The sequence below is a fragment of the Mesorhizobium sp. genome (assembly GCF_005063415.1).
Taxonomy (GTDB): Bacteria; Pseudomonadota; Alphaproteobacteria; order Rhizobiales; family Rhizobiaceae; genus Mesorhizobium.
Genome location: NZ_SUEG01000011.1, coordinates 26069 through 38066, shown reverse-complemented (window position 1 = coordinate 38066; position 11998 = coordinate 26069). Strand labels below are relative to the sequence as shown.

General features: G+C 61.9%; 11 protein-coding genes and 1 pseudogene. 5 read left to right on the top strand and 7 right to left on the bottom strand.

Annotated elements, in window-relative coordinates:
* Positions 1-241, bottom strand: a pseudogene (locus tag E5W70_RS05510) (ornithine cyclodeaminase family protein); the annotation flags it as partial.
* Positions 242-380: 139 nt separating this feature from the next.
* Here E5W70_RS05510 and E5W70_RS05505 point away from each other — a divergent pair.
* The 5 genes from E5W70_RS05505 to fghA all read left to right on the top strand — a co-directional run bounded on the left by E5W70_RS05505 (position 381) and on the right by fghA (position 7001).
* The gene (locus E5W70_RS05505; RefSeq protein WP_292654946.1) at positions 381-1418 is read left to right on the top strand and encodes a GNAT family N-acetyltransferase; all 1038 of its coding nucleotides are present in this window, start codon (positions 381-383) and stop codon (positions 1416-1418) included.
* 11 nt (positions 1419-1429) lie between these two features.
* A complete protein-coding gene (locus E5W70_RS05500; protein WP_292654942.1) occupies positions 1430-2608 on the top strand; it encodes an alanine racemase in 1179 nt (392 codons plus the stop codon).
* 56 nt (positions 2609-2664) lie between these two features.
* The gene (locus E5W70_RS05495; RefSeq protein WP_292654940.1) at positions 2665-3939 is read left to right on the top strand and encodes an FAD-binding oxidoreductase; all 1275 of its coding nucleotides are present in this window, start codon (positions 2665-2667) and stop codon (positions 3937-3939) included.
* A complete protein-coding gene (locus E5W70_RS05490) occupies positions 3936-5390 on the top strand; it encodes an aldehyde dehydrogenase family protein (RefSeq protein WP_292654937.1) in 1455 nt (484 codons plus the stop codon). Before E5W70_RS05495 ends, E5W70_RS05490 begins: the two co-directional genes overlap by 4 nt.
* A 759-nt stretch (positions 5391-6149) precedes the next feature.
* On the top strand, positions 6150-7001 hold the full coding sequence (gene fghA, locus E5W70_RS05485) for an S-formylglutathione hydrolase (protein ID WP_292654935.1): 852 nt from the start codon (positions 6150-6152) through the stop codon (positions 6999-7001).
* Between the two features lie 21 nt (positions 7002-7022).
* On the opposite strand, the gene pqqE is transcribed toward fghA, so the two are convergent.
* From pqqE to E5W70_RS05455, 6 genes are all read right to left on the bottom strand, one after another.
* Complete coding sequence (gene pqqE / locus E5W70_RS05480; RefSeq protein WP_292654932.1) at positions 7023-8144, bottom strand: pyrroloquinoline quinone biosynthesis protein PqqE; 1122 nt, start codon at positions 8142-8144, stop codon at positions 7023-7025.
* Positions 8141-8437, bottom strand: a complete 297-nt coding sequence (pqqD, locus tag E5W70_RS05475) for a pyrroloquinoline quinone biosynthesis peptide chaperone PqqD (protein WP_292654929.1) — start codon at positions 8435-8437, stop codon at positions 8141-8143. The genes pqqE and pqqD overlap by 4 nt, the downstream gene beginning before the upstream one ends.
* Complete coding sequence (gene pqqC, locus E5W70_RS05470; RefSeq protein WP_292654926.1) at positions 8434-9192, bottom strand: pyrroloquinoline-quinone synthase PqqC; 759 nt, start codon at positions 9190-9192, stop codon at positions 8434-8436. The genes pqqD and pqqC overlap by 4 nt, the downstream gene beginning before the upstream one ends.
* On the bottom strand, positions 9189-10127 hold the full coding sequence (gene pqqB / locus E5W70_RS05465; protein ID WP_292654924.1) for a pyrroloquinoline quinone biosynthesis protein PqqB: 939 nt from the start codon (positions 10125-10127) through the stop codon (positions 9189-9191). The genes pqqC and pqqB overlap by 4 nt, the downstream gene beginning before the upstream one ends.
* Positions 10128-10537: 410 nt before the next feature.
* Positions 10538-11107, bottom strand: a complete 570-nt coding sequence (locus tag E5W70_RS05460; RefSeq protein WP_366509666.1) for a PQQ-dependent catabolism-associated CXXCW motif protein — start codon at positions 11105-11107, stop codon at positions 10538-10540.
* A gap of 27 nt (positions 11108-11134) precedes the next feature.
* Positions 11135-11998, bottom strand: coding sequence for a substrate-binding domain-containing protein (locus E5W70_RS05455; RefSeq protein WP_292654920.1), 864 nt, complete (start codon positions 11996-11998; stop codon positions 11135-11137).

Sequence of the window (11998 nt, the reverse complement as noted above, 5' to 3'; positions counted from 1 at the left end):
GGCGGGGAAGGCCACGTGCCGGGTTGCCCGACCAGAAGGAGCCAATTTTCACTCCGGTCAGGTCGTCCGACGAACCGGATTTGATTGAGAAGGTATTGGTCGCCTCCTGTGTGCGTCCGAGAACAGCGGGAAAGACCCAGCTCTGCCGCGATGCTGCCGCCACGAGAGCCTCGCGCGCCGCCTCGAAGGCAAGTTCATGAGTGACGAGGGCGGCTGACTCCTCTTCGCTGATGTAGATCATCAAAAATTCCTTCTGAGCATCATGCGTTTTATCGCTGGGGAGTGTTGCGGCTATGCCATTGCAGAGGCTGAGATCACATCCATTGGGGATGGTGCGGACGTAACGCCGATCGCGGGCAACCACGAGGCGGCGATTCAAGGTGTCAGGTATTCCTCGCCCGATTGGCGCGATTTGGCATGCCGAGGAACAGCTTAAAACGAATAATCCCGCTGATTTGAAGGGGCAAAACAGCAGCGAAATCTGTCCGCCGGGCGCGACTCTAAGATCCGACTTCAATCCGACTCTGGATCAAGTGACAGCGTTGCACCTTATGGCCTTTGAGCATGACAGAGATATCGTCAGCGCCCCGACCGAGCTGATGAAATTGGAAACCCGCCATTTGCCGGGCGCGCTGAAGCTGTCGCAGGAGATGGCCTGGCCCTACCGCCAGGAGGATTGGGAATTTGCCGTGATGGTCGGCAATGGCCTGGTCCTCGAGCGGGCAGGACAGGTGATTGGCACCGCCATGTCGTGGAATTACGGACAGTCCTATGCCTCGGTCGGGATGATCATAGTTACTGGCTCCGCGCAAGGCGGTGGCAACGGCGCCCGGCTCTTTGATGGATTGCTTGAGGCGACACACGGTCGCAACGTGCTGCTCAACTCAACGGAAGAGGGGCTGGCGCTCTACAAGCGACGCGGCTTCACTGCCTGGGGCACGGTGCTTCAGCACCAGGGCTCGCTGACTGCCGCCGTGACGCGGAGTACCCGCGACGACATCCGTCACGTGACAGCCTCCGACCTCGCGGCGATCCAGGCCCTCGACGAATCGGCCACGGGCATGCCCCGGCTGGCGATGGTGGCTGCGCTCGCCGATGTGGGCAACGCATTGGTCATTGAGCGCAGGGGACGGATTGCAGGCTACGCTATCGCGAGGAGGTTTGGCCGCGGCTATGTCGTCGGCCCTTGTGCAGCCGAGAGCGACCAAGACGCGCGGCTTCTGATCCTGGCCCAGCTTTCGAAGCTTCACGATCAATTCATTCGCATCGACGTCTATGCCGAGGATGGATTGGGCGAATGGCTTGAGAGCCTTGGTCTTCAGCAATCCGGCAGTGCGACCGCCATGGTCAAAGGCCAACGACCCGTCTCCGAGCGGCCAGCCCATATGTATGCGTTGGCAAACCAATCGTTCACTTAGGAAACGAACTTATGAACAAGAGGGCGGCAAACCTGGCGGTGAGCGAGACGGCTACCACGATCGACGCCTTGGTCACCCCGGCGCTGCTTCTCGACCGTGGGCGGCTCGAGCGCAACATCCAGGGTCTGGCCGAGCGCGCCAAGAAGCTTGGCGTGGTGCTGCGCCCGCATATGAAGACGGCCAAAAGCATCGACGTCGCCCGATGCGCGTTCCATCCAGAACCCGGTCCGATCACGGTCTCGACCATCGCCGAGGCGGAGTATTTTGCGGGCCATGGCTTTCGAGACATGACCTATGCGGTCGGCATCTCGCCGGCTTCGGCCATGCGTGCCATGGAGTTTTGTCGCCGTACCGGTGTCGATCTGAAGCTGTTGCTCGATTCGGTCGGGCAGGCCGATGCCCTGGCCGGCGTGCGCCAAGCAATCGGCGTGACGCCGTCCGTCTTCATCGAACTGGACTGCGATGACCATCGCGGTGGATTGAAGCCGGACGATCCCAAGCTGCTCGAGGTGGCCAACAGGGTCGTCGAAGCGGGCGCTAATCTGGTCGGCGTCCTCGCCCATGCGGGCGAGTCCTATACCTTGAGCACGCCCGATGCGCTGATCAAAGCAGCCGAGAACGAGCGTTCGGCCAGCGTGCGCGCGGCCGAAACTTTGCGCGCTCACGGCCATGCCTGCCCGAGCATCAGCCTCGGTTCGACGCCGACCGCACACTTCGCCGAGAATCTAGAAGGCATTACGGAGTTGCGCGCCGGCGTCTACATGTTCTTCGACCTCGTCCAGCACGGGGTCGGGGTCTGTGCCATCGACGATATCGCGGTTTCCGTGTTGGCCACCGTGATCGGAGCCAAGCCGGAAAAGGGATGGGTGCTGGTCGACGCCGGGTGGATGGCGCTTTCGCGCGACCGGGGAACCGCAAATCAGCAGATCGACCAGGGTTACGGTGTGGTCTGCGACGAAAAGGGGCGGGTGCTTGAAGATGTGATCGTGGCCCAGGCCAGCCAGGAACACGGTATCCTCGCCACTCGTGCCGGTTCTGGAAAGTACATGCCCGAGTTACCGCTCGGGACTCGGGTCCGCATTCTGCCCAACCATGCGTGTGCGATGGCCGCCCAGCATGATTACTACGGCGTCGTCAACGGGGACAGCCCCAAGATTGAAGCGCGTTGGGAGCGGATGCGCGGCTGGTAGGCGCGCAACTACGCTCGGATGTCGCCCCACTCAAATCAACACTGGTGGTCAAGAAAATGAAGTCTACTTCTTACTGGCTGGATACATCTCAGCCGTTCAATGAAGGGTCGTCCAAACCGCTCGAAGGCCACTACGACGTGGCGATTGTGGGCGGCGGCCTGACCGGCTCCTCCGCCGCGCTGGCCCTTGCCAAAAAGGGCGCCCGGGTTGCCCTGTTGGAGGCCGAAACGATCGGCAACGCCGCGTCCGGCCGCAATGGCGGGATGTGCAACAACGGCTTTGCCCAGAACTATGCAATCATGGCTGGCAAGCACGGCAAGCCGGCCGCAAATGCGCTCTACAAGGCTTTCGACGCCGGCGTCGATATGGTCGAGCGGTTGGTGCAGGAAGAAAAGATCGACTGCAGCTTCTCCCGTGTCGGCAAGCTCAAGCTTGCCGCCAAGCCCGAACACTACGACATGCTGGCGCGCAGCCAGGAACTGCTGGCGGCCAATGTCGATCCCGAAACCAGGATGATCGCGCGCGCGGACCTGCGAACCGAAGTCGGCACCAACCGCTACCATGGCGGGCTGCTCTTTCCCAAGAGCGCGGGCATGCATGTCGGCCGGTTCGTCCAGGGCCTCGCGACCGCTGCTGCCCGGCGTGGCGCACAGGTCCATGAACGCTCGCCCGTCATGGCGATGCGCAAGGTTTCAGGCGGGCATGAGGTAACGACGCCAAAGGGCAAGATCGTCGCGCGGCAGGTCCTGTTGGCGAGCGGCATCTCCCAGATTGGCCCGCTCGGCTGGATCCGCCGGCGCATGATCCCGGTCGGCGCCTTTCTGATCGTGACCGAGCCGCTGTCGCCCGACCATGTTAAGCGTCTCATGCCGACCGGGCGCATGGTCGTCGACACGCGCAATCTCGTTGTCTACTGGCGGCTCACGCCGGATAATCGCCTTCTGTTCGGCGGGAGGGCGCGCTTTGCCGTGTCCAATCCTCAATCCGACGAAAAAAGCGGCCGGATACTCAAGGCGGCGATGGTCGAGGTCTTTCCGGAACTGGCCGGCACCCGGATCGACTACTGCTGGGGCGGCATGGTCGATATGACCCGCGATCGCCTGCCGCGCGCCGGAGAGCGCCATGGCATCTATTACTCAATGGGCTATAGCGGACACGGGACCCAGATGTCGACATTGATGGGCACCATCATGGCCGACGTCATGGACGGGCACCCCGAGCTCAATCCCTGGAAGGATTTCGACTGGCCAGCGATCCCCGGTTATTTCGGGCGCCCCTGGTTCCTGCCTATTCTCGGCGCCTATTACCGCATGAAGGACCTTGTAGGGTGATGACGCCCCTCGAACACCTGTCCCGCAACGGCCACCCGGACAAGTTTTTCATCGACGGTCAATGGGTTGAGCCGAGCGGCACCGCAACGGGCGCCGTCGTCAATCCCGCCACAGAAGAGGTTGTGAGCCAGTTTCCGCTTGGAAATGGCGAGGACGTGGACGCGGCCGTTGCAGCGGCTCGCAGGGCATTCGCCACCTGGAGTCGGACCACGCCAGAAGACCGCGCGGGTCTGCTCGATCGCCTGCAAGCGCTGCTCGAGGCGCGCGGCGAACTGCTGGCTCAATGCCTGAGCCTCGAAATGGGCGCGGCGATCGGCTATGCGCGCAGCACCCAGGTGCCGCTGGCGATCACGCATGTTAAGGTCGCTCGCGATGTGCTGACAGACTTTCGCTTCGTCAAGCAACGGGGGCAAACCGCCGTCACCCACGAACCGATCGGTGTCTGCGCCTTGATCACTCCGTGGAACTGGCCACTTTACCAGATCACCGCCAAGGTTTCGCCGGCGCTCGCTGCAGGCTGCACGATCGTGCTGAAGCCGAGTGAGCTTTCTCCGCTGGACGCCCTGCTGTTCGCCGAGGCGATCGAGGAAGCTGGCTTCCCTGCCGGGGTTTTCAACCTCGTGCAAGGTGATGGTCCAGGCGTGGGTATGGGTCTCGCCTCCCATCCGGATGTGGATATGATCTCCATTACCGGGTCCACCCGCGCGGGCATTGCGGTGGCCCAGGCGGCAGCGACCACGGTCAAGCGTGTCGCGCAGGAGCTCGGGGGCAAGTCGCCGAACGTGATCCTGCCGGACGCAGATCTCGATCGCGCCGTTTCTCTGGGCGTAGCCGCTGCCTTCCGCAATCTCGGCCAGTCATGCAGCGCCCCGACGCGCATGATCGTGCCACGCGCGCTGCTCTCCGAGATCGAGGCAATCGCCAAAAGGGCCGCAGCCCAGATCGTCATTGGCGATCCTCTTTCGGAAGCCACAACTCATGGTCCAATCGCAAACCGTGCCCAATTCGACCGCATCCAAACCATGATCGGCGTCGGCATTTCTGAGGGCGCCAGGCTCCTCACCGGAGGACCGGGCCGTGCGCACGATCTGAACGTCGGGTTCTATGTGAAGCCGACCATCTTTTCCGACGTGCACACGAGCATGCGCATTGCCCAGGAAGAGGTCTTCGGGCCAGTTCTCTGCATCATCCCTTACGACACAATCGAGGAGGCCATCACCATCGCCAACGACACGGTCTACGGTCTGGGGGCGCATGTGCAGGGCAAGGATATGGGCGCCGCCAGGGACGTGGCTTCGCGGATTCGCTCCGGTCAGGTGCATCTCAACTACCCGGCCTGGGATCCGCACGCCCCGTTTGGCGGATTCAAGCAGTCCGGAAACGGACGCGAATATGGGATCGAGGGCATGTTGGAGTATCTCGAGGTCAAATCCATCCTCGGCTATTTCTAGGCGACATCTTCGCCCAGCGCAGGGGGCGCGCGCCCGTGGGCCGAGCCGAGCTCCTGGACTGCGCTCACCTACGAACCTGGCAATTTGCCATGGCTCCGCAGCGCGCGGGCGATCTGCTGAGAAGCCGGTCGAGGCCCAGGAGGCTTGGTCGATCTAGACGGCAAGCCGCCCCTTATCTCGTCGCATCCGATGAAGAGCTAACCGAGGCGATCGTCGAGGCAGCAACTGCCCTAGGCTTGTCCGTTGCTTTCGACCGTCGGGAATAGCCGTCGGCTCACATGGGTGGCTAAATCGGAACGTCGGTGTCATGCGTTGGGTGCCCCTGCGATGTTGCTGCATCTCAATGGGCCATTGTTGCGAGTTGGCAGGTGAACTCTTGCACCGGCAGCGAGTGTTGTCGCGCTGTCGCCGATAGTCCGCCATAGCCGCGTCGAAGCGCTGTCGCCGCTGAAAGCCATGGCGAGTGCACTTGCGCAGAGTTCGGCGTCCCGGAAGGCGTCGCCGATCCCCTGCGCACTGCGTCCTTGCAGTAGCCAGCATCGGCAATGGGCGCCCCAGCCTGAACCCGTATGGTTGCGAAAGACTTGGGCAACGCAGCGCCAGCGAATGGCGTCTCGTTGCCAGAACGGTCAGCTAACGCAGGTCATCCCCACTGCGATCAAGAACCCTGCACGCCGGCCGGCCCACCAAGGTTGCCGCGATCGCCCCCGATGTCGTAGAGGCTATGGTCGGCGGTCAAAAATTGGCGGAGAAGAATATATGCCAGAGCACCCGAAACTCGTCTCGACTGTCAAGTCGCATGGCGGCGCCCAGCACGTTTACTCTCATCTCTCGACGAGCTGCTCATGCGAAATGACGTTTGCCATTTTCGTGCCTCCGCAGGCACGGGAAAGGCGTTGCCCGGTGGTGTGGTACCTCTCCGGACTCACCTGCACCCATGCGAATGTAATGGAAAAAGGCGAATACAGACGTATTGCCGCCGAACTTGGCTTGATCGTCGTCTGTCCCGACACCAGCCCGCGTGGTGCCGACATTCCGGATGAAAAGGACAATTGGCAGTTCGGCAGCGGCGCCGGTTTCTACCTCGACGCGACGCAAGAGCCGTATGCCAAGAACTATCGCATGTATTCCTACATCGTCGAGGAGCTGCCAGCCGTGATCGGGCGCGAATTTCCCGCCGATATGGCACGCCAGTCGATCTTCGGCCATTCGATGGGCGGGCATGGCGCGCTGACGATCGCACTGAAAAATCCCGCGCGTTTCAGGAGTTGCTCGGCCTTTGCGCCGATCGTGCAGCCAAGCACAGCCGGCTGGTCGAGGCCGGCATTCGAAAAATATCTCGGCCCAGATGAGGCCTCGTGGCGGCGCTACGATGCCACTTCGCTCATCGAGGATGGACACCGTTTCCCGGAATTCCTGGTCGATCAGGGAACGTCAGACGGTTTCCTTCAGGAGGGCCTCAGGCCTTGGCTGCTCGAAGACGCCTGCTTCAAGGCAAGCATTCCGTTGAAATTGCGGATGCAGGACGAATATGATCACTCCTATTTTTTCATTTCGACATTCATGCATGACCATATGACGTGGCATGCCGAACGGCTTTCACGAGGGTAGGCCGTAGGAATAGGTCGGCAGTCAGGCGGGCTCGGTGACGACGCCGATACGCCGGTAGACGAATGGTTCGTCCTTCGAAGGAACCGTCGCAGCGCGCTGGGCTTCGTCGATCAGCATTGCCATGCGCGCATGGATCGGCGATTTCTCGCAAGCCGGGTCCGTCGCGGCGGCATCGCCGGCGATTGCCATCGCCTGGCAGCGGCAGCCGCCCCAGTCGATCTCGCGCCGCTCACAGTTGCGGCAGGGCTCCTGCATCCAGTCGGTGCCTCGAAAGGCATTAAATGCAGGGGAATCGGTCCAGATCGCGGCCAGGCTGCGTGGTCCAAAACGCTCGAAACTGAGCGACGGGATGGTCTGGGCGGCATGGCATGGCAGTACGGTGCCGTCCGGCGTCACCATGAAGGCGTCGCGCGCCCAGCCGCCCATGCACGGCTTGGGATAGATGGCGAAATAATCCGGCGTTACGAAATCGATGTTCATGACGCCGGTGAGCCGTTCGCGCGCCGCCTCGACGATCTCCGCCTGCCGGTCGACGGCAGCACGCTCGGGCATCAGTTGATCGCGATTGGTCAGCGCCCAGCCGGCGTACTGCACGTTGGCGATCTCGAGACGCTCCGCACCCAGCGAAAGGGCCAGATCGATAAATTCCGGTACCTCCTCGATATTGTGGCGATGGATCGGCGCGTTGATGGTAAGCGGCAAGCCGGCCGCGCGAGCGCGCCGTGACGTTTCCAGCTTCTTTTCGTGGCTGCCCCTGTGATTGCCGATGCGCTCGGTGGTCGCCGGCCGTGCGCCTTGAAAGCTCAGTTGCAGATGGTCGAGCCCGGCTTCGGCAAATGCCTCGATGCGGCCATCCGCAATGCCGACGCCGGCGGTGATCAGGTTGGTGTAGACGCCGCGCGCCGAAAGCCCGGCGATCAATTGCTCAAGATCGCGACGCAGCGTCGGTTCACCGCCGGACAGATGCACCTGGAGAACGCCAAGATCGGCCGCCTGCGAGAACAGGTCGAGCCAGCTCTGCGTGTCGAGTTCGCGATTGGCCTTCAGCAATTCGAGCGGATTGGAGCAATAGGGGCATTGCAGCGGGCAGCGATGCGTCAGTTCCGCCAGCATGCCGATCGGGGGGAGAGGGGGCTCGCTCATAGCTTCACCAGCAGCTTGTCCGACCATTCCTGCAGGAAGGCGATGACATCGGCCGCCACAGCCTCCTGTTCGGCATCATAATCTGCGGCAAGGCCGGCAATGATGTGGCCGACCGTGGACCGCCCATCGCAGCGGCGCAATATGTCGAGGCTGATGTCGTTTGGCCAGAACACCTTTTCAGGCGAAAGCACGGCGAACGTCTGGCGCACGGGGTCGTACTGTATGCGCACGTGCTTCGGCAGCGATGGAACCGACTGCGGCGACACAATGGCTCTTTCGCGCAGTGCTATCATTGGGCTGCCTCCGGACGGAAGGCGCCGGGCGGGATATTGCCCGGCTCGCCGTAGGCGTGTTGAAGCGCGTCGAGCATGGCCCAGAGTATATCGCATTTGAACACCAGTGCATCGATCGCCTGCTGCTGGCGTTCCGCCGTGTCGGCATGTTCGAGCACATAGGCAAGACCGAAGTCGGCGTCGCGCGAGGCCTGTTCGGGCCGTCGGCTGAAATAGGCCAGCGTGTCCTCGGTGATATAATCGTATCTGGCCAGCATCGCGGGTACCCGCTCCCCGATGATGAGCGGTGAGAACATCTCGGTCAGCGACGACGCGACCGCCTCCAGCAGGGTCCGGTTCGTGCAAAAGGAGAGGTAAGCGCCAACCGCGAAACGTGTCGCCGGCAGGGCCAGCCTCTCGCTCTTCACCGCGTCGGCATCGAGACCGAGCGAGGTCGCCAGGTGCAACCAGCGCGCAATACCGCCGCTCCAGCCGTCCTCGCCGTCATGATCCTCGATGCGTTTGCGCCAGGCGGCGCGAAACGCCGGATCCTCGGCATGAGCGAGGATCATGGCGTCCTTGCGCGGAATGACAGCCTGATAGCAATAGCGGTTCAGCGCCCAGGCCTGCATCTCGGGCCTCGACAGCGCACCGCTGGTCATCCTGTGATGGAAAGGATGGCGGTTGTGATAGCGCTCGGCACCGACCTGCCGCAGCACGGCTTCGAGCTCTCTGGAGGACAGGCCGTTGCTGGCTGCGTCGTGGAAATCACTCAAAGTTGCATCTCCATCCCGTCGCGGGCCACTTCCCAGCCAGCCGCTTTGACTGCAGCATGCTCGGCAGAATTCTCGTCCAGAACAGGATTGGTGTTGTTGATGTGGACGAAGACACGGCGGCCGATCCTCACATCGGCCAAGCCGGCGATCGACCCCGCGTCTCCCGACATTGCCAGATGCCCCATGCGCGCACCGGTCTTTTGGCCGACGCCGGCAGCAATCATCTCGTCGTCGGTGAAGACCGTGCCGTCGAACAGAAGGCATGCGGCATCGGCTAGACGCGTGCACAGGGTCGCATCGATGCGGGCGCAGCCGGGGATGTAGAAGACGGAGCCGCGACTGCCGGCACCGGCGATTCGAACGCCGATCGTGTCGCCGGCGTCGGAGCTGAAATTGGCATCCGGCTGGCCTCTTTCTTCGAGATAGAGGGCTATCTTCCCGGAGACGGGAAAGCTCTCGACAGCCACGCCGGTGTCGTGGCCGTCTGCATCGCAGATCGCCAGTTCTTGCGCCGGCGGCAAGATGCGTCGCGGCACGAGCGCCGGATCGAGGACATTGAAAATCGAATTCGCCTCCAGCGTCGCCAGAACCTGTGTCGTTGCATAGATAGCGAAAGGCTGCCGCTCACGCAGGCTGAGCAGGCCGGCGACGTGATCGACATCGGCATTGGTCAGCACCACCGCGCGAATAGGTGTCGAGCGCAGCGGCGCATCGTGCGCGGGCTGCAAGTCAGGCGTTGCCGCGATCTGCTGGCGAATGTCGGGCGACGCGTTGAACAGAACCCAGCCGAGCCCATCCGCCGACGCGGCGACACTTGATTGGGTTCGTGAATGCACGCCAGCTTCCCCGCTGCGAGCCGCACGGCTCAGACGATAATTGCAGTTCCATTGCGGAAAGCCACCGCCGGCCGCCGATCCGATGATTCTCAAGCGCATGAAAACGCCCGCCCCGCGGCTTCGCTGACCAGCAGCCAACTTGCAGCCGCAAAAAACGTCCCGCCCGCCTTGCGTGCCTCAAACTCTTTCACGAAAATCCCATGCGGCAAAGGGATGCGTGCCCCTGTTGTCAGGGACACGCACCTCTGCGGCCTACTTCTTGGGAGTAATTTCAGCAGGCAGATACCGCGAAATTTCAAAGCCCGCAGCAACCTGACACATGGTCGGTTTCGTCCAGCTCTTCTTCATAACATTTCTCCTCTTCTACCAGCCCGAAGGGGCCGATGCTGTCGTTAGTCAACCATTGCAGGGCACCGAAGCAATGGCTCGTCCATCACGTTTCAAAATGGACAAATGAATCAGTAGGTTTTAAAAGTCGAAAAAAGATCGAAAGTAGCTGTGGTCTTCCTTCAATTGTTCATCGCGTAGGGTTTTTTCTCCTCCAGCGGAAGACTTGCACCTTCCCAGCCATCCGCGCCGAGCGGATACCAGATCACTGAACTGTAGCCCCACTCGACTGCGCGTTTCGCGGCATTCCACGATATCCAGCAATTCGTCATGCAATAGAACAGAATCGCGCGCGATTTATCGGTGCCGGCCGCGGCTGCCAGGCCGTGGCGAAAGTAGTTGGCGGTCTCCTCCGAAATAGCGCCGTATCCCACGTTGGCCAGCCATATGCTGCCTGGAATGTCCTTTCTGACCTTGTCTCTCCATATCGTTCCTGGCGGCAGATTGGTCGGCTTCGGCGTGTTCGGCATCACGTCGAAGAAGACTGCCTTTTTCCCTCGCCACACCGCTTCCGCCTCCGCGGTGGTAACCACTGTCGCACGCCGCAGCGTGTCCGGCACGGGTGCCCGGTATTCGTCCAGCCGGTAGCCGGCGGGCTCGTCAACCCCGCCTGCCCATGCCGGCTCCATAATGCCCAGGGGGCCCACCGTGAGCAGCAAAACCGCTTCCTTTCCTTTCATCGCCTGCCACATTCTGGCCTCCGCCGGGCCCATCCCAAACTATTGCGTGATCGGATTGTCATGCTCGTCGATCAGCGGCACGTTGTAACCCAACAGGATCTTGATGATCTCCGTCTGGTTTTCCCTGATCACCCGGTTGAGCGTCCGCTTCCATTCCTGGTCGGACGGACGTACGCCCATGGTGATGCGGTAAGACATGCGCGAGCCGGTTTTTTCCTTCAGCAGCGGAACGATCGTGACGTCGGCTCCGAGTTCCCTGGCATAGTAGCCCGCCATCGGGCCCCACAGGACCGCCGCGTCGATCTTGCCGGCGAGCATGTCCTTGATCATGACCTCCCCCATGGAAGGGGTGACGCGCGTATCCACCGCCAGCGGGTAGATCTTGGCGGTCCGCAGAAGCTTGTTGGCGGCCATGTTGGCGGTTGGCGGCGTGCTTTCGACGACGCCGATTCTCTTGCCGGAAAGTTTCGGATCTTCGATCGTCTCGACGCCTTCCATGCCGTTGCCTTTCGGATAGACGAGCACATAGGCGGAGCGGTAGTAGGCATTGGTATTCTGCACCAGTTCATCACCTTGGGCGTAGCCCATGATGATGTCGCATCGGTTGGCCCCAAGCGTGTTGCGCACAAAGCCGGTGACAGTGGGAAACCACGTGTAAGCGACTGATTTCCGCCCCGTCTTCTTGGCAACCAGTTCAGCCAGCTTGTTTTCGAAGCCTTGGCCGTTCTTGTCGGTAAAGGGCATGTTCGAGGGATCGGCGCAGACGCGCAGAATGTCGGGATCGACCAGTTCGCCTGCAGCGCCAAGCCCGGCATTTTGCGCCAGGACGTTCGACGGCAGCAAGGCGAGCGCGCCGAGGATCGGCAGAACGACGCGCAGCTTCGATGCAGTGCAGCCGGTCAT